The organism is Psychrobacter sp. LFX-11D, assembly GCF_904846475.1.
Taxonomy (GTDB): domain Bacteria; phylum Pseudomonadota; class Gammaproteobacteria; order Pseudomonadales; family Moraxellaceae; genus Psychrobacter; species Psychrobacter cryohalolentis.
Genome location: NZ_CAJHAV010000006.1, coordinates 113,871 through 136,391, shown reverse-complemented (window position 1 = coordinate 136,391; position 22,521 = coordinate 113,871). Strand labels below are relative to the sequence as shown.

The following is a 22,521-nucleotide window of genomic DNA, read 5'->3' as shown; positions in this document are numbered from 1 at the left end:
CCTTTAATGCAATCATCTTTAGAGATAAAAAATCTACAGCTCTTTCGAGAAGATAAATTGCTCCTTCAGTTAGATGAACAGATTGAAGGTGGTGACATTCTCACTATCATGGGTCCATCTGGTAGTGGCAAGTCAAGTTTGTTAAATTGGATGACTGGCACCTTGCCGAGCGGCTTGAGTGCCACGGGTGAGGTTTGGCTACATGGTCAAAACATCAGTCACCTGCCCGCGCATTTACGCCATATCGGCATTTTGTATCAAGATGCGCTGTTATTCTCGCATTTATCGGTTGCAGGAAATATTGCTTTTGCAATGCCTAAGGGCAATAAAGAGCAGCACTTTGAACAAATAGCAGACGCACTTGATCAAGTGGGTTTGGCAGGTATGGAAAATCGACATCCCGATAGTTTGTCTGGGGGTCAGCAAGCCCGTGTTGCGCTGCTGCGTACTCTGTTAAGCGAACCTAAAGCGATATTATTGGACGAACCTTTTAGCAAACTTGATAGTCAGCTTAGAGCGGAAACCCAACAATTGGTATTCAGTCAAATCCGTCAGCATAAGTTACCTACCATCATGGTTACCCACGACCATAGCGATGCTGAAGCAGCAAACGGCAAAATCATTCGCCTTTGATAAGAAATTGTTTGTCTGATAAACAGCCTTTAGCTTTTGATAAAATAAAAAGCTTGATAAACAATACTTAGAAACCAGTATAAAAAGTGCGACTGCTTGCTTCTAAAAGAATGACGATACAAAAGGCAAAAATATGCTCGATAAGTTTATTACCCCCATCATCAAGCCTCTATTAGAGCCATTGGTCGTACTATTTTATAAGGGTGGTATTACCGCAAATCAGTTGACTGTCACTGGTTTTCTCATTGGTATGTTGGCGTTGCCATTGATTGCTTTTGAGCTGTGGAATGCAGCACTAATTGCTATTATATTGAACCGTGTTTTTGATGGATTAGATGGTGCACTGGCACGTTATGCTGGCCAAAGCTCAAGTGCGGGCGGCTATTTAGACATTACCCTAGATTTTTTATTCTATGCAGCGGTGCCACTCGGCTTTGTATTGGTTAATCCCGAGCAAAACGCTATTGTAGGCGCATTGTTATTAGCCGCCTTTATTGGCACTGGCTCTAGCTTTTTGGCCTTTGCTATTGCAGCTGAAAAATTCCAATTAGATAAGCCGCAATTTAAATATAAGAGCTTTTATTATCTAAATGGTCTCACTGAGGGTACTGAAACCATTGTTTTATTTATCGCCTTTTGTATTTGGCCACAGCACTTTGTGGTATTAGCAAGTATTTTTGCAGCGGCCTGTGCGGTTACTATTATGACTCGTATATATGGCGGTTATCATACGCTTAAACGGCTCGAAACCGATATACATAAGCCCATTAAGGAGGTCAGTAATGGCGAATGAGATGTGGTGGCGTTTGGGCTTTTTCTTTAGCATATTGGTCATTATGATGCTCATTGAGCATAGGCATCCCGCACGTCAATCACCAATTAAGAGTAGCACACGTTGGTTTGCTAATCTTGGATTGGTATTTGCCTCTTCTTTTGTTGCGCGTTTGGCAGTCCCCATTGGGCTGACAACGGTCGCCATTTATAATCAAGAAAACGGTATCGGTTTATTTAATTTAATTGAGATACCGAATATCGCGGCTATTATTTTAAGCTTATTGTTGCTTGATATGGTTATCTACTGGCAGCATCGTTTATTTCATCGAGTGCCGATTCTCTGGCGCTTGCACCGTGTCCATCACGCTGATTCGCATATCGATGCCAGCACTGGGCTTAGATTTCATCCTATCGAAATTGTCTTAAGCATATTGCTTAAGCTTGTTGTCATTAGTGTGCTTGGTGTCCCTGCTATCGTGGTACTTATATTCGAGATTGCCTTAAATGGGTTGGCTATGTTTAATCATGCCAATATTCGTCTGCCACCAGTGATTGAGAAGCCTTTACGCATGATTCTAGTCACGCAAGTCTTACACCGTATTCATCACAGCCAACGGGCCAGTGAGACCAACTCCAATTATGGCTTTAGTGTGACTTGGTGGGATTGGCTTTTTGGTAGTTATAAAAGCCAAGGATTCAAACCTGATCAAGCATTAGATATTGGTTTAAAAGAGTATCCCGATGCCAAGCAAAATGCCTCGCTATGGGGATTGTTGCTCATGCCTTTTAAAAATAAACCTTCTATAAATCAATCCAATCAAAAATAAATGCAGCATCTAACCATCACTAAACGGGTAATATGGACTATTAATTGCTAGCAAAACCTTTAATTGTTAACCAGCGTTACAAATATTTGAGCAATCATTCAATTTATATTTGAGTGATTGCTCAAAATCATTTATAGTGGTGTCAGTTATCAAGTAGAAGGTAATACCTTTACGATAATAAGTTTTAACTTTAATCACATATCATCATTGTTTTTCAACCTGAATGATTGAATAAAATTTTAATACTGTTACTAATACCAAATAGGAATTATATATGACTGACTTTACATTACATGACAAACAAAGCGCGCCAGCAGAAAGCACAGCATTACTTGATGTCTCAATCAATGCATTTGGTATGGTTCCAAACTTACATGCCGTAATGGCTGAAGCGCCTGGATTGCTTGAAGGCTACCAACGTCTACATCAACTGTTCTTAGACAGCAGCTTTGATGACGAAGAGACTACGGTAGTATGGCAAACCATCAACGTCGAGCATGAATGTCATTATTGTGTGCCAGCTCATACTGGTATTGCCAAAAGCATGAAAGTCGATGATGCTATCACTGATGCATTACGTGACGAGACGCCACTACCAACTGCAAAACTAGAAGCTTTACGTGACTTTACTCTATCTGTGGTTCGTGATCGTGGCAACGTCAATGATGACACTGTACAAACGTTTTTGGACGCAGGATTTACTAAGCGTCAAGTGCTAGAAGTGGTATTAGCAACAGCACAGAAAGTAATGAGTAACTACACCAACCATCTCGCTAATACACCAATCGATAAGCCTTTTCAAAAATTTGAATGGCACAAAGCAGACTAACAGCACAGACTAGTTGAGCAAAGAATTTCGTATAAAATCGAAGGAGATATTGTGATGAGTATAATAGCCCCACTGCGCATCGATATTGTATCGGACGTGGTTTGCCCTTGGTGCGCTATAGGCTATGGACAGTTGGCCGAAGCACTCAAAAAAACCAATACTGAGTACGAGATTCATTGGCATCCGTTTGAGCTTAATCCTGATACGCCGCACGAAGGACGAAACTATCGTGAGCATATCGCTAAGAAATACGGCTCAAGTCGAGAAGAATCTGATGCCAGCCGCGCTAAAATGACTGAGGCTGGTCGTGAGGTTGGCTTTGCATTTAACTTTACTGAAGAGAGTCGCACTTATAATACCTTTGCTATGCATCAACTACTGCACTGGGCCGATCAGCAAGGGTACGCGCATGATTTAAAGCAAGCCTTGTTCGCGGCTCACTTTACTCACGCTAGAGATATTTCTAACAAAGAAGTCTTAGCCGATATCGTGGCAGAGATTGGTTTAGATCGTAGTGAGGCGCTAGCGGTATTAGCAGACGAGCGCTTTGCTGAAGACGTCCGCCGTGCTCAGCAACAGTGGAGACAGCAAAGTATTCAAAGCGTACCTTCTGTTATCTTTAACCAAAAGCATCTGGTTAGCGGTGCTCAAGGGGTCGAGAACTTCAAAAGTATTTTGCAGCAATTAGCGGACATGCCACAATAGATGTATCTCTAATTAATAATAAAAACACACTGCAAAATTTAAAACTAAAAAGGCTACTTAATCTTTCAAGTAGCCTTTTTTTACACCTGCTATTATACAAATGACCGTTAATATCCATACTCATGTTCGATTTTTAGCTTAAATGACCATCATACTAGCGAACGTAAGCTTGGCCACTAGGCATCGTTTTAACCAACAGACTCATTATTGCGCAAGCTTTCTATAGAATACGCCATATCCTCTGCAAGCGCATGAACCGCCGCACTGTCAACATCGCGCTGAGCAAAAGCACGTAACCCCATAACCTCGGCTTGTAATCGACGGGCCAACCTCAGTGGATCGAGTGTGTCATCCAGCTCTCCTAGCTGCTGCGCTTCCACAAAACATGCGGCAAAACGCGCCTCCATACCCGCTAGTAATTTTTCAACTTTCTCTAGCGCTAACTGTTCACGGGCACCAAGCTCAAGTAAGCTTTTGACCAACATACATGCCCGACTGGGCAGGTTTTTTTCGCGGATACCGCCAAGCTGACGCATGTAAGCTGCCAATCCTAATAAAGGGGATTCATAGCTGGCTAATGTACGCTCAAGCTCCTTTAGCCCTGCCTGCGCATAGTAATCAAGCGCTTCTTGAAACAATCCGTCTTTATTACCAAAAGCGGCATAAATACTGCCTGGTCGCATGTCAAGCGCTTGCTCGATATCCTTTAAAGAGGTTGCATGAAAGCCTTTTTGCCAAAACAGCTGTATGGCCCGCTCTAATGCTTCATGACGATTATATAATGTGGTACGTGACATAATATTCCAATTTTTATCCCATGATTTTAGACAATAAAGTAAACATGGTTATACAATTTGAGTGACTACTCAATTTTATCTTGAATGATTACTCAAGTCCAGCTAAAGTAAGTTTACCGAATGTCTTTATTATATTATCAAACCTCACTATAGTCGGTCCTAAATAAAAGAAATACAAATGTTATAAGGTACTACTGGGGTTACTTTTTCTTGCTTGCTGTGCCTACGCAGACAGAGGCTGCGAATAATTAACCCCAGTAGCTCTGTACCCTTTTAAAAGTGGATTAGCTATAGTAAGGCTTACTTTTATTGCAAAAGGAACTTTTATGTCCTATATCTACTCAGCTCCGATTATCGTATTCGATGTCAACGAAACCTTACTCGATATCGATACGCTCACGCCCTTATTCACGCGTTTATTTGGGGATAATAACAGACTCCGAGAGTGGTTCGCGCAATTGGTACTTTATTCGCAAACCATGACTTTATCTGGTCTTTATACACCTTTTGGCGAGCTTGGCGTTGGTGCTTTACAAATGACCGCAGATATTCATGCCGTTACGCTAACAGAAGAAGATGTTCAGGAGTTTAAGCAGCGCATGAGTGAGATGCCAGCTCACCCTGACGCTATCCCTGCTTTGACCAAACTACGTGATGCAGGATTTAGATTGGTGACCTTGACCAACTCAGCACCCAGCGCCTCTCCGACACCGCTTGAAAAAGCAGGACTGAGTGAATTCTTTGAGCGGAATTTTAGTGTTGCAAACGTCAGCCAATTTAAACCTGCACCGGCGACATATCAGATGGTCGCTCGCGAGCTGTCCGTTGAGACCTCAGAGCTATGTCTTGTCGCCTGTCACCTCTGGGATGTCATCGGTGCTCAAGCTGCTGGCTGCCAAGGGGCTTTTATCACTCGACCTTATAACGCGCTACTTTCGGCACCCAATGTACCAAAACCCGACTTTATCGCTTCAGACCTCATCACCCTCGCTGAACACATTATTAAACATCAAAGCTCTTAAGCGGGTGAACAAGAATCTACGGCAATTATTCTAAAAAGGTATGTGACTCAATTATCTGACAAACGATTTTTCAATAAAAACTTTGGGATTGCCGTATTTGATGACATCTCTTGGCAGAATTTGTTACCATGACTGAAGACAATTTAGATCATTTCACTTAGTTAGTTTCATTTAGGTAATGCAGATATGGCAAAAAACGCCCTACAGGCTCAACTTCTAAAAGCAGGCTTGGTTGATAGTAAGAAAGCCAACAAAATAAGTAAACAGACGCAGCACGCTAAGCGCACTGGCGATGCATCGAATATCGAAGCTAAACAAGCCTTGGCAGATGCTCAAGCTAAGAAGCTAGAAAAAGACCAAAAGCTCAATCAAGAAAAGCAGCGCATTTTAGAAGAAAAGATGCTAAAAGCCAACATCATCCAAATGATTAAGCAGCATAAACTGACTGAGACAAACGGCGATATCAGCTATCAGTTTGTCGACGATGCCAAAGTCAAAAAAATCTCTATCACTCAAAAGCTATATGATCAAATCGTGGCAGGTCACGTGGTCATTGCTCGCTTAGATGACAGCTATGCCCTACTACCGCGCCCACTTGCTGATCGTATCGATTCAAAGATGACAGGCTTTATGGTGGTATCAAACGATACTGCAGAAGATGAGCTGGCAGAAGACGATCCATATGCCGCTTATGTGATTCCAGATGACTTGATGTGGTAATCACTGCTGTAGATAATACTATTGAAAAGCGCTATTGATTATCAATAGCGCTTTTCAATAGTCATCCCAGTCCCACTGTATCGTTTTAATACTGAAGTCACTATAGCAAAAAATCAAATCGCTTTAGCAAACTCCAAGTGCTTTAAACCAATCGTTCTTAGCTTTCCTTTATCGTCCACTTCTTTGATGACCAATGACCACTCATCACTGATAGCAACCGTATCGCCTGATACTGGCTTCATATCCAAATTGTCTATGACATACTCAGCGACCGTCTGCTCCCACATAATTTTTGAAGTATTTTCAGGTTTTGCCTTTAGCTTATCTACAAGAGACTCAGACGCCATGATATCGGTAAAAAAAGGCAAATCTCCAAGCTTCACACTGGGTGATAGCAACCAGTCGCCATAAAAGTCATCAATGGCTTTACGATCGAGTGTCGTATCATTGAAAATCTTGGCAATTTGACTGGCATGATTACCTCTCATCGCATACCAGACTCTATCCCCACATTTGAGCTTGGTCATCTCTTCGACCATCACAATGTATTGCCGACGTACCAAAGCAAAGACACTAATCTCATCAGGGCTGACACGATTAGAGATGCCCATCGGATGACGGTCAATCGCAAATGCACCAGACTTTACTTCAAATTCATATAAGGTAATGCTCGCTTTATCAGATACCCAAACTTCATGTTCTTCTTCTGGGTCTTTATTATTCGGAATACGTACTTTAAACAAATTTGCCATAATAGGAATGGTCGTGCCTTGCAAAATCAAAGACAAGACCACCACACCAAAGGCAATATCGAATAGCATAAAGGCACCATCTATCCCTGCCATAACTGGCAATATCGCAAGGGTAATAGGGACTGCACCACGTAAGCCAACCCAAGAGATAAAACCGATTTCTCTGTCTTTGAATTTAAAAGGTTTGACACTCGTATAGACCGCGATAGGACGAGCAACTAAAATCATAAAGGCGGCAATCGCCACTGAATAATACCAAACATCGATAACGTTCGATGGCGTCACGAGTAAACCTAGCACCACAAAAAGCACCGCTTGTGATAACCAAGCAAAGCTATCCATCACCCGCATAACATGCTCGGTTGAGCGTACTTTATGATTGCCAATCAGCACACCAGTGAGGTAAATTGCCAAAAACCCACTACCGCCAATAAGATTGGTCGCGGCAAAGACTGCCAAGCCAGCAGACATGATCAAAATGGCATACATACCTTCTGCCAAGTGGATTTTGGGTAATAGTCTTGCCAATAAATAACCAAACAACAAACCCATGCCCAAACCGAAGCTAAGCTGCTGTAATAGCAACCCTAAGAAGCCCAGTACTGTTTGCCCAGCGGGATCGACATTTAAAGCAATCAATCCTGTCACAAGCAAAATAGCCAACGGATCGTTGGCACCTGATTCTAGCTCCAATGTAGCTTGTACACGATCGTTAAGCTTGACACCGCCATTACGCAATAGCGAAAACACCGCTGCTGCATCAGTTGAACCAACGATCGCCGCCATCAATAGACCAAAACGCCAATCGACATCGAGTAGCCAAGTCACGAATACGCCCAGTATCATGACAGTAGCGAGGACACCCCAAGTAGCGAGTGTAACGGCAGGCTTAAGACCAACCCGAAACGATTTAAAAGAGGTACGTAGACCACCATCTAACAAGATACAAGCCAAAGCGGCTTGCCCAACAAAATTAGCAATAGCATATTGGGAAAACTCGATACCTAAGATACCCTCTTCACCAGCCAGCATTCCTACCATTAAAAACAGCAGTAATAAAGGAACGCCCAAACGCGCTGATAACGTGCTTGCCATGATACTGGCGAAAATTAACAATGCCCCTACAAGGTATAGGATATTTAATGTATCCATCTTTTTTTAAGCCCTATTTTATCAGTGATGACGAATGGAGTTATCGATATAGTCTGGTTATGAGTTTGTTGCAGGTAACACGATAAAATCGTCCTTAAGCATAACATCTACAACGGAATCTATAAAAATTATCTTTAGAAATAGTCACCTTAGCCTATATATATCAGTTAATAAACCACTCTTTTGCATCGTTTAAGCTGCTTTTTTAGTGACTACTAAGCATGAATGTATTGCCACGTAATCACTAAAATGGCCGCTGCCACTGTCCAAGCGACGGTGCCCAATAAAAGTGCCTTATATAAGCTGACATAGCTGATGCTAAAAAAGACCACGCAGGTATAAATAAGATGCGGGATGACGCCAAGCATACTAAATATCAGTGCAACCTTTAAATCAGCAGGGCTACGCTCTGTCCCCACAATAAAGTGACTAATCAACGTAAAAGTGGGGAAAAGTGGCGCAAGTGCCGCCAAATAGAAAAATCTGGTTTGCGCAAATAATTGAATTGCCAGTACCATTAAAGCGCCAATAAGCATTTTCAGCCAAATCATAATAGGGTATGTCCTTTTAAGTGTTAAGGACCGAATACAGCCCAACTTACCATGATACTAAAGTCTGCAAAGCGATATAAGAGGAACAACAGCTTAATTGACTTACACCATAAAAAGGCTCAAAAAAACCCCACTTAGCAATTCTGCTAAATGGGGCGATGACTGATAATTGTTGATGCTATTTGCGAACTAATTAATCATTTTTTGGCTTAAGCGCGGCACTGATATCGGCTAATAGTGGCGGGATATCATGCTTGCCAGCGATAACTTCCAACATGACCAGCTTGTCTTTTGCAGCAGCCGCTTGCTTGAGAGCCGTTTTTAACTCGCCTGCTGTCTCTGCTTTTAGTAGCAGACTATTATCATCATTGGCACCAAACGCTTTTGGCATCAACTGCCAGTCACATTTAGGAATGTCATTATAGTACTGGTTTTCACCATGAATCGCACGCTCAACGGTATAGCCATCATTGTTAATAAGTACAATCACCGGGTTGATACGTTCTTGAATCATTACCGCAATTTCTTGAATGGTTAATAAAGCAGAACCATCACCAATGAGTAAAATACTACGCTTATGCGGTGAAGCAATGGCACCACCTAAACTCGCAGGCAAAGTATAACCAATAGAACCCCACATCGGCTGACCATAAGACGTCACGCCTTCTGGCAGACGCACATCACTGATACCAAAATAGGCAGTACCTTGTTCTGAAAACACCAAGTTTTTATCATCGAGCGCATCGGCAATGATATGCCATAAATCATCTTGACGGATAGCCTCGTCATCCTTGCCATGTTGCTCATGCGGCTTCACTTCTTCACAGAACTGCTTCGGTACAATATTAATATCTGAAGTCATTACCTCATGCAGTGTTTTTAGAGCATCTTTTAGGGCAATGGGCGCAAAGTTTTTGCCTGCGATACTTGCACGCTCATAATGCAGATCAACCACCACGTTTTCATCAATATCTTGGCTAAAACCTGCAGTAGTAGTATCAGTATATTGCACACCAATTTTTATCAAACACTCACAGTTTTCGACCATATCCTTAACGACAGGACGCGATGCCACGCCTGCATAGGTGCCTGCCCAACGCTCACTATTTTCATCAAGCAAAGTTTTGCCCCACGATAACGTCGTATAAGGAATGTCAGTATCGGCAATCAAAGCCTTAAGCTGATTTTGCAGACCCAAACGATGCACCATCAAATCTGCCATGAGCGTCGTGGTTTTATTGGGTAAAAATTCTATCAGCGCTTGTTTAAAGTCTGCTAACGCCGCTTGGCTAGTAATATCTTCCTCACTATCGATAAGTTTGGTCGTCGGTGGATAAATTGGCGTTTTTGCTACATCTGGTGATAGTAATAAATAGCCTGGGCGATGCTTTTTGAGAATCAAGCGAATCACGCGGTCAATCTCTGAGGCAGCATTTTCAGGCGTAATTTGCGCCCGTGCTACCGTAACCGGTTCTACCATTTTAATAAAATGATTGAACACGCCATCACCAAGTGAGTGATGGATGCGACGCTTTGAATCTTGTAATGCTGTACTTGGCGCGCCTACGATATGAAGCACTGGCGCATACTCAGCAAACGAGCCTGCGGTGGCATTGATAGCGGACAGCTCACCTACTCCAAAGGTCGTCACCATCGCCGCAAACCCACGCTCACGTGCATAGCCATCTGCTGCGTAACCAGCATTTAACTCATTGGTATTACCTACCCAGCGTAATTTATCTGAGGCAAGTACATTATCTAAAAACGTTAGATTAAAATCACCAGGTACGCCAAATACCTCTGACGCACCTGCTTCTGCGACACGATCAAACAAATAATCAGCGATGGTGTATTGTTGACTCATACTACTTATCCTTAAGTGTTATGTTTATTAATCATAAATATGATAAAAGTAATTATAAAACTGCATTCCAGCCTATTTATAGAAAGCAAAGCTTTTGGAATATAGATTATAACAATCTGTTATAATATAGATAGACGATGCGATAATATGCCAATTTACTATCTTTTGCTTTTTTTCATACTAGCTGTTGACACACCAAAAAAACTGCGTATAATACGCCATCATCAACTGACGATAGTTAATTGATAATTAGCGGGAATAGCTCAGTGGTAGAGCATAACCTTGCCAAGGTTGGGGTCGAGAGTTCGAATCTCTTTTCCCGCTCCAAATACTTAAAAAGCCTCACTTAACAGTGAGGCTTTTTTTTGTCGAATTTTCAGGGTTTGTAGAGAAATTCTCGAAATATCTTTTTGAATATAGTTAAGTCTAACTACTCAAACAGAAATCCCATTTTCATGGCGGTGCCCATGTGGTGCCCAAACTGTGCCCTGCCCTAAAACCTCACATACATAACTGAACCATTACTTGAGTAGACGGTTGAGCTCCGCCTGGGCTTCAATCCCAGCAGCCTTACGTACAATCTCATTGGCTTGCTTGAGCTCTCTGCATTCGTGTTCAAGCTACTTTATGCATTGATCTTGGCTTTGAGCTTGTACCGAGGCAGGAATAGTTTGCTCGATATGCTTTTTATGCCATAAGCGCAGGGTCTCAGGCATACAGCCAATCTTTGACGCTATGGCTTGAATGGCTGACCATGTGTAGGGATAGTCGCTCGACGCTTCAATCAGCATGCGAACTGCACGTTCTTTAATCTCAGGAGTGTAGGTTTGTCTTTTTGTTGTCGTATTCTCTCAGAATGTTGAGTCTCCGACAATCCCGAGGCGGTTTATTAACTATCTAAATTTTGAACTTCTAAATTAGTTTTCTATATATTAATAAGTAGTATGACCCGAATTGACACAGTGAACACAATAGTTGACCCGAATACATCTACTGGATAAATACCCCTCATGTTAAATTTATTATGTTAGCCAGTAAAAGGCTGAACAGGGACGTAATAATGATAAACAGGAGTATTTATGCTTAATCTAACAAAGCTTACTTTAACCACTGCAATAATCATTAGTATGGGATTATTGACCGCTTGTAATGATGACGATAATGGAACTATTACCACTATTATTCCAGATCCTAATTTACCTGAAGAGGATGTTAAAGGTTGTTTCTGGGGTGGACCATATAGTATCGACAACCCAGATACTAGCTTCGCCTATCTTGACTCAGGTGCAACATATTGGCACGCGAAATACAGTCTGCCTGAAGGATCAAGTTTAAAACTCAGTGGCGAATTTCCTTTCGCCCGTTATATGTCTTTCAACAGTTATCGACAAGACGATACTCCTGCATTCGCCTTGAGAGACCAGCAAATAAAGTCGAATATCGGATCAACCAATCCGTTCATTCAAGGCGCTCAGCGTAATGGCGATAAGCGCAGTTATCAAATTGAACTGGCTGCTGGCGAAGCACCGATAATACCGCTAGATAATACTCTATACGACTACACTCACGAAAATGGTGAATCACTATTATTGTATCGCGTTTACGTGCCAGATAAAGGAAACGATGCTACTGGTGGCGTAGGCTTACCCACTCCAGAACTTACTTTAAGCAATGGTGAAGTGTTAAAAGGTCAAGCGGTGTGCGACACCCTTAAATCTGATCAAGAGCCAATGAGGAATCCCGTAATTCCCGAACAAACTTACGCTCAGCTTCGCCAAAATAATCCTGCGAAAGAGAACCCTATCTGGCGTGCACTTTATAGCGTTCAGTTTAGTCTCAGATGTGGATTTTTGGGACAGTGTGATGGCAATCCACCAAGACAAGTTGGTTGGTTCGCTAATTTGGACAATCAATACGTTGGCACTTATATAGATAGAGACATTAAACCTGTTGTCGTCATACGCGGTAAAATTCCAAAAATAACCTCAACATTAAATGGTAATGAGATATTCGATGAAAGCGAGTCTCAGCTACGCTATTGGTCTATGTGCCAAAATGAGTATTACTCTCAAAAAGTAACGGCTTGTTTATACGATGAACAAGTCGATATAAATCCTGATGGTTACTATACGATGGTTACTAGCTTACCTTCTGATCGCCCTGTTAACGCCACTGATGAATGCGGCGTAGGCTTTTTACCTTGGTCTGAAAAAGGCGATGGCTTCTCTATTATTCCTGGTAGACAAGATCATAAAACGGACGGTCTATTACTGATGAGACATATGCTGCCCGCTGCTGATTTTGAGAATGCTATTCAAAATACCTCTGTGACTGGAGACGAAGCAGAAGTGTTAGGAGAGTTCATGCCAGCTATCCAGTATTTTACCAAAGCAGAGTTCGAAGCATTAGGTTGTGATGCTTATGCCTCATTGCCTCAGTAATTGACTTAGCTTATTGATTTAGGAATCACTCCGATGGAGTTTTTGATAAGCCATCGGGGTCATTGCATACCACTGCTTAAATGCTTTAAAAAATTGACTACTAGATTGATAGCCTAATAAAAAAGCAACCTCGGTGACTGATAGATGCTGCTCTAGCAAGTATTTATCAGCCATTGTTTTGCGAGTAGCTAATAGTATCTGTTGAAACGACATATCTTCTTCTCGTAAACGCCTCTGCAGGCTACTGACGCTCATATTCAATACTTGTGCAACTTGTTCACGAGTAGGTTCGTTCAATCCCATAATAGTGGTTAATATATGTTGGCAACGTTCTGTATAACTTAAGTTAGGAAACTCTTTATCTAACATGTTGTGCAACGGACCAATAAAAAAAGTGTTTTCTAATATTTTTCCAGACTGGGTAACCAATATGGCGTTAGATGGGGAATTGGTTTTTAGAGTGTAATATAAACTATTCGTTGCGCCAAATAGTTCGGCAGATACTCCTAATAGTTTTTTATAAAGCTCTATATCATGCGAGGATCGACGATAGAATAGCGTTAATTTTGTAGGCTTTACTGGGCTAAAGCTAGCTAATATTTTATGCACAGCAAGCATCACGCCGTCAATCTGATGATGACTAAACTGCTCTGGCATACTTGGCTTAAAATCTAAGCGTAAGAGGTTTCTCTCCTCAATTAAGCATACCTGTATGGACTCAGTAATTACCTTAAAATATCGAGCAACCAAACGGCAAAGTACAATAAATGGAATCTGTATATCAGCGTTTAATAAAGGATTAATGCACAGTTTTATACCTTGGTATAAAGGTAAAGACTTTATATCGACCAGATCCATGACCTTTAAGCCCAAATAATCCTCCTGCAAAGTATGTGCAGCCAAATTGATCTCTTTGGTTACGACCTCAAGAGGGACTCTGTCGCCATCGAATTTATCTAAATCAAGGGCTTGTAACATAATTTCAGGTATATCGTGAAAACGGTTGATTTTAAATAAATATAAAGCCAATGCTTTTCTGTTAGAGAGAACCATACTTTTATGAACACTGAATTGATTGTCTTTCATATTGGTTCTCTGAAAAATTTTTGGTCGGGCTGATTTATTGTGCCACTAAACGTCAATCTAACAAAGATAACTGAATAGTGCTATTGGTCATGTATCAACTGATGAGTTTAATGAGGTCAATGTACCTCTGTGTCATTTATCAAAAAAAGGAATTTATAATGGTAAGTAATACCTTCTCAAGCACAGCTCACACTAGTATATTGAGCTCAAGCCGTCTCCTACTATTATGCAGCAGTTTATTACTGGTGGCCTGCAACAATAATGCACCAACGACAAAAATAGCGGTTAGTGATGGTGAACGTGCGGCAACTGCCAGCACGATAGAATTCAACCGTCAGGTTGCTAGTGAGCTGAACTTGGCCGACCAACAGGACTTTGAAGATGCGCGTCGCGGCCTGATTGCCAGTGTAAAATATCTACAGATACCTTCTGCAACGGATCCCACCAAAAATGTTTGGGACATGGTCGCCTATGATTTTATTCAAGGTGAGGCTCCCGACACTGTCAATCCTAGCCTGTGGCGTCAGGCTAAGCTTAATAACATTCAAGGCCTGTTTGAAGTTACACCTGGCATCTATCAGCTACGTGGTTTTGATTTATCTAACATGACGCTAATTAAAGCCGATAGTGGCTGGATTGTCGTTGATGCGATGACCTCAAAAGAAACCGCCCGTTACGCTTTTGATTTTGCTATGAAGCATTTGGCTAAGCGTTATCCGAATACCACCAACATCAGTGCTATTATCTTTACTCACAGTCACATTGACCACTTTGGTGGGGTTTTAGGCATTGTCAGTCAGGAAGAGATTGCCAAGAAAAATATTCCAATCATTGCTCCTGGTGGCTTCATGGAAGAAGCAACCAGTGAAAATATTCTTGCGGGTACGGCGATGAGCCGTCGTGCCGTTTATATGTACGGTAAGGATTTAGCACGTGATGAATTCGGTCATGTTGATACGGGTTTAGGTAAGGGTCCAGCCTTTGGCCAATTCAGTATTGCTAAGCCGACGCAGTTAGTCAGCGCTACCCCAACTGACTTAAAGATAGATGGTATAGATTTCGAATTTCAATATACCCCAGAGTCTGAAGCTCCAGCAGAACTGACCTTTTATTTACCAAAGTACAAGGCTTTTGGTGGTGCAGAGTTGGTCTCACGTAATATGCATAACCTCTATACCTTACGTGGCGCAAAAGTTCGTGATGCGCTGAAATGGAGTAGCTATATTGAAGAGGCACGTAACTTATTTGCTGATGCCGATATTTATTTTGCTAGTCATCATTGGCCTATGTGGGGTCAAGAGAGAATTCAGACCTTTTTAACTCAACAGCGTGATACTTATAAGTTTATTCATGACCAAAGTGTACGTCGGATGAATAAAGGCATGACGCCGGGCGAAATTGCAGAAGACATCAAGTTGCCGCCCAGTTTATCTAAAGTATTCTCCAATCGTGAATACTACGGCACGGTTAAGCACAATGCCCGAGCTGTTTATCAGAACTATTTAGGTTGGTATGATGCCAATCCCGCCCATTTAGATCCCTTACCTGATGCGCAACGTGCAACTGCTTATGTTGCCATGGTTGGTAGTGAGAAGATGCTGTCACAGTCGCAAACGGCGTTTGATAAAGGCGATTATCGCTGGAGTGCTGAGCTACTAAATCATTTGGTATTTGCTGAACCTAGTAACACTGCTGCGCGAAAATTGCTAGCCAGCACCTATGATCAGTTAGGGTATCAAGCTGAATCCGGTCCATGGCGCGATGTTTATTTGACAGCAGCATTAGAATTACGCCAAGGCACACCGAATGCAGGCATTGATATGGCCTCTTTAAAAGATGTGTTTTTGCAAACGCCAGTATCAAACTTTTTCGATACCATGTCTGTCCGACTAAAAGCTGAGGACGCAGCCGATAAAGACTGGCGCATTAAGATCAACTTTACCGATTTAGATGAAAGCTATCTACTGTGGGTTGAAAACGCTGTTCTTCATCATAGGTTGTTAGATAATAAGATACCATTAAAACAAGAGGTTAACGCCACACTAAGCCTGCCTCATCCTTTATTTATTGATATGCTAATTGGTGAAGCGGGTATCAAAAAAATACTGTTATCCGATGAGTTAACTATTGATGGCAGTAAGATAGACTTATTGCGATTCCTAAGTCTGTTTGAGAAGCCACCAACCTCTTTTGGTGTGGTATTGCCAGATTAGAAAGCCTTATACAAACTAATGAACAAACTGATAATGACTAATTTTTCATTTATCCAGCTTAATAACAGAATATACGACATATTTACAATAATCACTCTTACAGGAAAAATAGGCGGTCCCCTAGTGAGGACTTGAACATTAGGCTATAGGCGAATGATAGCAACGATTTTAGTCCCTGAGATAGTTTTAGTGTACTTCGTTGTGTATACGCAGTGAGCTTTTGGATCATTATTTTTATTTGCCATAAGCGCTGTTATGGAAACAACGGACATTATTAAGCCGCCTGATCAACATAACTCAAGTTTGTTTGTAAGGATTTGACGGCAGGGTTCATAATTAATGTAGGTAAAAATAAGTAAAATGTGTACATTAAAGTTTCTTTTTAGGGCTCTGTCGCTAGTATGAGGACATACCAATTGGAACTAAATAGAATAGTGATCCCTGTTGTCTATACTTGAGGAATATTGTGGAAACCATCGGCACACCTTGGCTATATGCCATTTTTTTTGTAATAGTCGCAGTCATGTTATTGATCGACTTTTTAGGCTTTAAACACAAAGATCTCCCAGAGAATTCCGACGTAAACGCAGTACAAAATGAGCACCAACCTGTATCTATCAAGTTGGCTGCACTATGGAGTATCGCTTGGGTCAGTGTATCTGCAATATTTGCAGGCGGATTATGGTGGTATTTAAATACAAATTTGGGTACGGCAGTTGCTAACCAAAAAACCTTAGAGTTTGTGACTGGTTATTTAATCGAAAAATCACTAGCGATTGATAACGTGTTCGTCTGGCTCATGATTTTTGGCGCGTTTGCTGTTCCACCTGCTTTGCAGCGTCGTATCCTATTATATGGCGTGATAGGCGCTATTGTTTTACGCACTATTTTTATTCTTGCAGGCGCATGGCTAATTCAAGAGTTTTCATGGATACTTTATATCTTTGGTGCGTTTTTGGTTTATACCGGCTATAAGTTTTTAAAAGGTGGCCATGACGAACCTGTCGACCTTGAAGAAATGAAGCTATTAAAATGGCTACGTCGCCATATGCGCATTACGCCCACGATGCGAGGCGAAAAGTTTTTAGTGCGTGAAAACGGTCTATTGTGGGCGACACCCATGTTGGTAGTGTTGATTTTAGTTGAAATCTCTGATGTTATTTTTGCGGTTGATTCTATTCCGGCTATTTTTGCTATTACCACCGACCCATTCATTGTATTAAGCGCCAACTTATTCGCTATTCTAGGTCTGCGTGCTATGTTCTTCCTATTAGCAGGCGCAGCAGCCACAATGCACTACTTACCATATGGGCTAGGTGTAATCATGACCTTTATTGGTATAAAAATGCTTCTACTTGAGGTCTATCATGTTCCAATTGCAGCGTCTTTAGGCTTTATTGCAATAGTGCTCGTTATTACTGCATTGATGTCATGGCGTTATGCTAAAAATAATCCGCAGGCGCAGATATAAGTAAATATGGGAATAACTCGATAAGTACTTAATATTGAGTTGGTACTGGACGTATTACTGGTTCCCTGAGGTATATCCCAGCGGAACCAGCTACTTCACTCTCTAAACCTATTAGTAGACCACTTAAAGTAGATCGATATAAAGGAACCACTATAAACCAAGCTGATTGGGATACTCTCAAAAGAATGCTATCAGAAAAGAAGTTGGCTATAGTCTCAAAAGAGCTGCCCGCCTCTTATATTGCTTTGCAAAGTGAGAATAGCACAAAGTTTATGAGCAGGATCTTATAAGCCATTAATTCAATGCTACTTGATATGTTAGCTGCGATTGCTAGAAAAGACTATGAAGATAAATAGAATACATAAGCATATTTCTTTATATTATTGTAATGTATCTTTAATTACCTTTGTTGCATTTTTGCATTACAATGCTGTTGTTGTGATTTTCGGGGTAAAGCATGTTTGAAAAATTAACGATTGTAGCTGCTGTGACAGCTCTCTTAATACTTACAGCCTGTTCTGATAGTGCTGTAGATACTCCTGATGCGGTTGCATCAGAAAGTACAGTTACTGATGCTAGTGGATCAAATAACGCTGCTACTAACGTGCCGTCATATAAGATTACAGAAGATGAGGTCAAAGGCAATATCAAGCGTACTGTAGAGGTGCAGTTATCCTCACGAACAGATGAGAATACTCTTAAGACAATAGCAGAAGAGATATATGCTCTTTCAAATAAAAAAGTTGAGCGAACCTTTATAGGCTACCGTATTGCAGGCGAAGGCACAGACCAAGCTTTCTGGGCGAAAACGGACTACGATCCAGATCTTAAAGTGCACATTATGGGAAAGAATGCTGCGGATTATGAACGATTAAAAAATATACCTTTTCCAGAAGGCGTGATACTAGGAAGTTGGATGGTAGCTAACGGAATAGATTATAGAATGGTTGCCTATATAAAAGATGGCAAAGCTTATATGCAGACAACGTATGATACGAAGAGTTCAGATGAAGAGTACAAACTTACCCAAATTGATAAAGGCGTAAAACTTCAAATTGAAGGTGAAAAAGGCTTCAATGAGTATTTCGTTGTAAACGGAAAAGGTGATTTAGAGTTTTGGAACGAGAACGGTAACTACTTCACAGCTAAAAAAATGTAGGGACTTTAATAGATAAGGATTAAATATCACACCATTTTCTCAAAGTTTTGAGCTGATTAGAGGGTAACCCATAGTTGAACCTAAACTCGCAATCTTTTAAGAATAAAAGGAAGTGCTTTTTATCGAACCCATTATATTTTCTGAGTGTTCGTTTAGACTGATTCCAAAATTCTTCAATACCATTATCGATATTATGAGTTAATGTGCGCTATGAGTAAGTATGGATAATAGTAAAAAAGGTCGCCAACGCTCTAAATAATAGAGTATTGGTGACCTTTTTATGTTTAATTTTTACTCAGCTAATATGATAAATATTGGGGCTTAATCACTCAACTAGAAGCGATCAAGATACTTCAGATTTTCAATAAACTAAATCAACATTCAATACTAATCTATAAAACATACACTTTATACTTAAGGAACATTAAGTCCAATATCTTTAGGTGGATACTTTTTATAAGTGCCTGCATGATATTTGGCTAGACCGACTACCCGTGGATAACCCCACTCAAAGCCAATATGACTAGCTTGTTGCTCTTTTGGATCCATGTACAGATTATAAACCCAAGGTGCTGGAGAGGCAGTCTGTATCGTCGTTTGATCGATATTCTTTCTAGTCGCTGAGGTTTGCATTACTTTAAAATGAACTTTGTATTCATTCCAGCGCAGCGCTGTAAATTGATTGAAGGCATAAAAATATGCCGTTTCGCGATTTGACTCACCATTATCAGCTAACAAAAAGCCAGTTTGATCAATGCCATCTATATAACGATCTTTAGGAATCTTATTACTCTGTCCTGCAACAGCAACTGAGGTATTGAACAGATCTAAAATATCGATAATTCCATCGCTCACCCGTCCTGGTTTTATCATCCCTGGCCAATAAGCAATACCAGGTACGCGTATACCCCCTTCCCATGTGGTACCTTTACCACCTTTCCAAGGATGGAAGCCTGAATCTGGCCAGACGTCTTCATTCGCGCCATTATCTGAGGTAAAGAACACTAGAGTATTTTCAAGCTGTCCAGTATCTTTTAAAGTTTTCATTAAGCGACCGACGATATCATCGACCTCTATAACCCCATCTTTATACGGGAACTTGGCGGGGCTTTTACCTTTATAACCCTCGGCAGGGTAATTGTCATTGTGTAGTCGTGAGAATGAATGCACTAAATAAAAAGGCTTATCTTTGTTTTGACGGATAAAACTATCTGAATAATCAGCGAACTGTTGATCGAGCTCTCTGATGTCATCTAAGTTTTTAAGCTTTTGCTCTATCTTTAAAGGTCCACCTTCGACACCGCTGGTAATCTCAGGAGGCTGAATAGCTTTTAATTTCGCATTTAGTTCAGGATTGTTGACTAAGTTTGGATAGATACGTTCATCTAACATCTCAGTCATGTTGGAGACCACAGGTAGGATGCCATAATATTCATCATAGCCATTTTGATGAGGATAAGTGCCATCGCTCTCACCTAGATGCCATTTTCCTGACAAGGCGGTTTGATAACCTGAATCGCTTAGAATACCAGCGGCAGTTTTTTCACCTGCCCATGGGTTCTGTGTAATCTTTTCTCCTGTGAGTATCGGTCTAGTCAGTCCTGTACGATTTGGCATGCGTCCAGTCATCATAGCGGCTCTTGAAGGCGTGCTAAAAGGCTGGGCATAGAATGAAGTAAAACGCAATCCTTGCTGCGCCAGCTTATCAATATTTGGAGTCGGTGCGCCTACTGCCTCACCGCCGCCATAAACGCCTAAGTCGCCCCAGCCCATATCATCTACTAAGAAGATAAGGACGTTAGGAGCCTTGCCTGTTTTCTGCTTTAGAGCGCGCAGCTTTTGTTCTGCTATCTTGTCCTGTTCAGGATGAGGTATGGCAGGCTCCATGCTATCAGAGACAACCACTGCCTTTAAAAAGGGATCTCCGCCAATAGTATTGGTAGGGGCTACTGGAGTTTCAGTACTAGCGTGACTGACGCTGATGCCTGACAGTAGTAATAAACTGACGGCCAAAGATAATGACGATTTTTTGATACCCACGGTATCCTCCTTGATCACAATAGGGATTTAAATGCGTTAAATATAAAAAATGCTATGACAATGTACAGCGTTGTATGGCGTTTACACCTCCCTAATCTATTAGCCTTAGCTCTAAATCTTGGCCTTTTTATAAGTAAATATTGCTTTGCCTATTATTGTAGGCGTGCACTCAATACCGGATAATCAGACACTGCTTTTTGATAAAAAATCTTTAGGCCTTGACATAAATAGTTCAAACCCTTTTCACCATCAGGGCTACTGATAAATCTGTTTTTCGGACACTCACCCCAACATAGTTGTAAATAAGGACACTGCTGACAATACTTAGTGAGCTGTTGATACTTCGCAAAGGCAAACTGCTCTTGCTCCTTACTAAAGGCTAAGTCACCTTCGTGAATGTCGCTAATATTGCCAAGCTTAAATTCTGGATAGACAAAATGATCACAGGAATAAACATCGCCATTATGCTCAATTGCTAGAGCCTTGCCACAGATTTGCGCGGTGGTACATTTTTGCGCGCCGTATCCAAAGATTTGGGAGACAGTATTTTCAAACTGATCAACGAACACTTCACCATAGTCGTATGCCAACCACTCATCCCAAATGTCGGCTAAAAAATTGCCCCAGCCTTGGCTAGTGACTGACCAATGCGTGACTTGATTATCAGCCTGTTGAGTCGCTTGATCTTTTAGATAGTTAGGGCCAGAGGTTTTGAAATCTACAGGTTCAACACAAGCACTAAATTGGATCATTTTTGGTGCCACGTCATCGCGTAAGAACCGATAGACCTCTAAGGGATGTTGACTGTTATAGGCATTGACTACACATAGCGCATTAAATTCGATATCGTATTGACGTAATAAGGCCACTGCCCTCATCACTAAATGATGGGTGGGTTTATCATTATTAGTACGTCGATACTCGTTATGAAACTTGGCAGAACCATCTATCGATAAGCCAACCAAAAACTGATGTTTCTTTAAAAACTCGCACCATTTTTCATCGATTAATATACCGTTGGTTTGCAGGTCGTTATAGATGGTTTGATCAGCCTTTTTATACTTAGCTTGCAGCTCAACTACCCGCTGATAAAAGTCCAACCCCATTAGCATCGGCTCGCCACCTTGCCAGCTAAATACCACCTCAGAGCCAGTTTGCGCCTCTATATATTGTCTAATATGCTGCTCTAATAAATCATCAGACATGCGAGGCGTTTTTGGCTGCTCAAGCAGTTGCTCTTTGTGCAGATAAAAGCAATATTGGCAGTCGATATTACATTGCGAGCCACTAGGTTTTATCATGCTATGAAACTGATAAGACTCATTATGAGGTAAATCTGGCAGATGATGCTGAGGCTGGGTCAGTATTTCAGACACCGTTATCCGGCTTTGATTGATATTTGCCATGGTATACACTCCCTTGTATGTCACTATCCGTCTTTTTTTGGTATGAGTTATCCTACAAACAGCCTTTGACAGGCTGTTT

The 22,521-nt window shown here is 41.3% G+C and carries 19 protein-coding genes, 1 tRNA gene and 1 pseudogene; 12 read left to right on the top strand and 9 right to left on the bottom strand.

What is annotated here, in order from left to right; genetic code table 11:
• The first annotated feature begins 6 nt into the window (after positions 1-6).
• The 5 genes from JMX75_RS06450 to JMX75_RS06430 all read left to right on the top strand — a co-directional run bounded on the left by JMX75_RS06450 (position 7) and on the right by JMX75_RS06430 (position 3,768).
• Complete coding sequence (locus JMX75_RS06450; protein ID WP_011513315.1) at positions 7-633, top strand: ATP-binding cassette domain-containing protein; 627 nt, start codon at positions 7-9, stop codon at positions 631-633.
• A gap of 133 nt (positions 634-766) precedes the next feature.
• A complete protein-coding gene (locus tag JMX75_RS06445; RefSeq protein WP_011513314.1) occupies positions 767-1,426 on the top strand; it encodes a CDP-alcohol phosphatidyltransferase family protein in 660 nt (219 codons plus the stop codon).
• Entirely contained in the window at positions 1,416-2,234 is an 819-nt protein-coding gene (locus JMX75_RS06440; protein WP_011513313.1) for a sterol desaturase family protein, read from the top strand. The genes JMX75_RS06445 and JMX75_RS06440 overlap by 11 nt, the downstream gene beginning before the upstream one ends.
• 274 nt (positions 2,235-2,508) lie before the next feature.
• Complete coding sequence (locus JMX75_RS06435) at positions 2,509-3,063, top strand: carboxymuconolactone decarboxylase family protein (RefSeq protein WP_011513312.1); 555 nt, start codon at positions 2,509-2,511, stop codon at positions 3,061-3,063.
• Between the two features lie 54 nt (positions 3,064-3,117).
• A complete protein-coding gene (locus JMX75_RS06430; RefSeq protein WP_011513311.1) occupies positions 3,118-3,768 on the top strand; it encodes a DsbA family oxidoreductase in 651 nt (216 codons plus the stop codon).
• Between the two features lie 188 nt (positions 3,769-3,956).
• Here JMX75_RS06430 and JMX75_RS06425 read toward each other — a convergent pair whose 3' ends face one another.
• A complete protein-coding gene (locus JMX75_RS06425) occupies positions 3,957-4,565 on the bottom strand; it encodes a TetR/AcrR family transcriptional regulator (RefSeq protein WP_011513310.1) in 609 nt (202 codons plus the stop codon).
• A 326-nt stretch (positions 4,566-4,891) separates the two neighbouring features.
• Between JMX75_RS06425 and JMX75_RS06420 the strand changes: the two genes are divergently transcribed.
• Both JMX75_RS06420 and JMX75_RS06415 read left to right on the top strand, forming a co-directional pair.
• On the top strand, positions 4,892-5,587 hold the full coding sequence (locus tag JMX75_RS06420) for a haloacid dehalogenase type II (protein WP_011513309.1): 696 nt from the start codon (positions 4,892-4,894) through the stop codon (positions 5,585-5,587).
• 186 nt (positions 5,588-5,773) lie between these two features.
• Complete coding sequence (locus JMX75_RS06415) at positions 5,774-6,307, top strand: DUF2058 domain-containing protein (protein WP_011513308.1); 534 nt, start codon at positions 5,774-5,776, stop codon at positions 6,305-6,307.
• A 113-nt stretch (positions 6,308-6,420) separates the two neighbouring features.
• Here JMX75_RS06415 and JMX75_RS06410 read toward each other — a convergent pair whose 3' ends face one another.
• From JMX75_RS06410 to JMX75_RS06400, 3 genes are all read right to left on the bottom strand, one after another.
• Entirely contained in the window at positions 6,421-8,211 is a 1,791-nt protein-coding gene (locus tag JMX75_RS06410) for a potassium/proton antiporter (RefSeq protein ID WP_201531584.1), read from the bottom strand.
• A 215-nt stretch (positions 8,212-8,426) separates the two neighbouring features.
• On the bottom strand, positions 8,427-8,762 hold the full coding sequence (locus JMX75_RS06405; protein WP_201531582.1) for a GlpM family protein: 336 nt from the start codon (positions 8,760-8,762) through the stop codon (positions 8,427-8,429).
• Between the two features lie 193 nt (positions 8,763-8,955).
• The gene (locus tag JMX75_RS06400) at positions 8,956-10,626 is read right to left on the bottom strand and encodes an alpha-keto acid decarboxylase family protein (protein ID WP_201531580.1); all 1,671 of its coding nucleotides are present in this window, start codon (positions 10,624-10,626) and stop codon (positions 8,956-8,958) included.
• Positions 10,627-10,878: 252 nt separating this feature from the next.
• Here JMX75_RS06400 and JMX75_RS06395 point away from each other — a divergent pair.
• A tRNA-Gly gene (locus JMX75_RS06395) sits at positions 10,879-10,953 on the top strand.
• 293 nt (positions 10,954-11,246) lie between these two features.
• Here the strand turns inward: JMX75_RS06395 and JMX75_RS13115 are convergent.
• Positions 11,247-11,417, bottom strand: a complete 171-nt coding sequence (locus JMX75_RS13115; RefSeq protein WP_201531578.1) for a hypothetical protein — start codon at positions 11,415-11,417, stop codon at positions 11,247-11,249.
• A gap of 288 nt (positions 11,418-11,705) precedes the next feature.
• Here JMX75_RS13115 and JMX75_RS06385 point away from each other — a divergent pair, with 288 nt between their 5' ends.
• Positions 11,706-13,067: a hypothetical protein gene (locus JMX75_RS06385; RefSeq protein WP_201531576.1), complete on the top strand. Its 1,362-nt coding sequence runs from the start codon at positions 11,706-11,708 to the stop codon at positions 13,065-13,067.
• Between the two features lie 18 nt (positions 13,068-13,085).
• Here the strand turns inward: JMX75_RS06385 and JMX75_RS06380 are convergent, their stop codons facing one another.
• Complete coding sequence (locus tag JMX75_RS06380; protein ID WP_181210250.1) at positions 13,086-14,153, bottom strand: helix-turn-helix transcriptional regulator; 1,068 nt, start codon at positions 14,151-14,153, stop codon at positions 13,086-13,088.
• 158 nt (positions 14,154-14,311) lie between these two features.
• Between JMX75_RS06380 and JMX75_RS06375 the strand changes: the two genes are divergently transcribed.
• The 3 genes from JMX75_RS06375 (at position 14,312) to JMX75_RS06365 (ending at position 18,996) form a co-directional block, all read left to right on the top strand.
• Positions 14,312-16,366, top strand: a complete 2,055-nt coding sequence (locus JMX75_RS06375) for an alkyl/aryl-sulfatase (protein ID WP_181210251.1) — start codon at positions 14,312-14,314, stop codon at positions 16,364-16,366.
• Positions 16,367-16,832: 466 nt separating this feature from the next.
• Positions 16,833-17,837 carry a TerC family protein gene (locus tag JMX75_RS06370; RefSeq protein ID WP_181210252.1) on the top strand — a complete coding sequence of 335 codons (1,005 nt, stop codon included), beginning with the start codon at positions 16,833-16,835 and terminating at the stop codon, positions 17,835-17,837.
• 457 nt (positions 17,838-18,294) lie between these two features.
• On the top strand, positions 18,295-18,996 hold the full coding sequence (locus JMX75_RS06365) for a hypothetical protein (protein ID WP_181210253.1): 702 nt from the start codon (positions 18,295-18,297) through the stop codon (positions 18,994-18,996).
• A gap of 19 nt (positions 18,997-19,015) precedes the next feature.
• Here the strand turns inward: JMX75_RS06365 and JMX75_RS06360 are convergent.
• From JMX75_RS06360 to JMX75_RS06350, 3 genes and pseudogenes are all read right to left on the bottom strand, one after another.
• A pseudogene (locus JMX75_RS06360) lies at positions 19,016-19,180 on the bottom strand (IS1595 family transposase); the annotation flags it as partial.
• Between the two features lie 230 nt (positions 19,181-19,410).
• Entirely contained in the window at positions 19,411-21,036 is a 1,626-nt protein-coding gene (locus JMX75_RS06355) for an arylsulfatase (RefSeq protein ID WP_201531574.1), read from the bottom strand.
• A gap of 152 nt (positions 21,037-21,188) precedes the next feature.
• Positions 21,189-22,442: an anaerobic sulfatase maturase gene (locus JMX75_RS06350; protein ID WP_181210254.1), complete on the bottom strand. Its 1,254-nt coding sequence runs from the start codon at positions 22,440-22,442 to the stop codon at positions 21,189-21,191.
• Positions 22,443-22,521 lie beyond the last annotated feature (79 nt).

What these genes read in the sequence shown, in the direction of transcription:
- JMX75_RS06380 (WP_181210250.1), bottom strand. Translation starts at nt 14,153, where the DNA reads ATGAAAGACAATCAATTCAGTGTTCATAAAAGTATGGTTCTCTCTAAC.
- JMX75_RS06385 (WP_201531576.1), top strand. Translation starts at nt 11,706, where the DNA reads ATGCTTAATCTAACAAAGCTTACTTTAACCACTGCAATAATCATTAGT.
- JMX75_RS06445 (WP_011513314.1), top strand. Translation starts at nt 767, where the DNA reads ATGCTCGATAAGTTTATTACCCCCATCATCAAGCCTCTATTAGAGCCA.
- JMX75_RS06425 (WP_011513310.1), bottom strand. Translation starts at nt 4,565, where the DNA reads ATGTCACGTACCACATTATATAATCGTCATGAAGCATTAGAGCGGGCC.
- JMX75_RS06415 (WP_011513308.1), top strand. Translation starts at nt 5,774, where the DNA reads ATGGCAAAAAACGCCCTACAGGCTCAACTTCTAAAAGCAGGCTTGGTT.
- JMX75_RS13115 (WP_201531578.1), bottom strand. Translation starts at nt 11,417, where the DNA reads ATGCTGATTGAAGCGTCGAGCGACTATCCCTACACATGGTCAGCCATT.
- JMX75_RS06440 (WP_011513313.1), top strand. Translation starts at nt 1,416, where the DNA reads ATGGCGAATGAGATGTGGTGGCGTTTGGGCTTTTTCTTTAGCATATTG.
- JMX75_RS06400 (WP_201531580.1), bottom strand. Translation starts at nt 10,626, where the DNA reads ATGAGTCAACAATACACCATCGCTGATTATTTGTTTGATCGTGTCGCA.
- JMX75_RS06450 (WP_011513315.1), top strand. Translation starts at nt 7, where the DNA reads ATGCAATCATCTTTAGAGATAAAAAATCTACAGCTCTTTCGAGAAGAT.
- JMX75_RS06430 (WP_011513311.1), top strand. Translation starts at nt 3,118, where the DNA reads ATGAGTATAATAGCCCCACTGCGCATCGATATTGTATCGGACGTGGTT.
- JMX75_RS06410 (WP_201531584.1), bottom strand. Translation starts at nt 8,211, where the DNA reads ATGGATACATTAAATATCCTATACCTTGTAGGGGCATTGTTAATTTTC.
- JMX75_RS06375 (WP_181210251.1), top strand. Translation starts at nt 14,312, where the DNA reads ATGGTAAGTAATACCTTCTCAAGCACAGCTCACACTAGTATATTGAGC.
- JMX75_RS06420 (WP_011513309.1), top strand. Translation starts at nt 4,892, where the DNA reads ATGTCCTATATCTACTCAGCTCCGATTATCGTATTCGATGTCAACGAA.
- JMX75_RS06350 (WP_181210254.1), bottom strand. Translation starts at nt 22,442, where the DNA reads ATGGCAAATATCAATCAAAGCCGGATAACGGTGTCTGAAATACTGACC.
- JMX75_RS06435 (WP_011513312.1), top strand. Translation starts at nt 2,509, where the DNA reads ATGACTGACTTTACATTACATGACAAACAAAGCGCGCCAGCAGAAAGC.
- JMX75_RS06365 (WP_181210253.1), top strand. Translation starts at nt 18,295, where the DNA reads ATGTTTGAAAAATTAACGATTGTAGCTGCTGTGACAGCTCTCTTAATA.
- JMX75_RS06405 (WP_201531582.1), bottom strand. Translation starts at nt 8,762, where the DNA reads ATGATTTGGCTGAAAATGCTTATTGGCGCTTTAATGGTACTGGCAATT.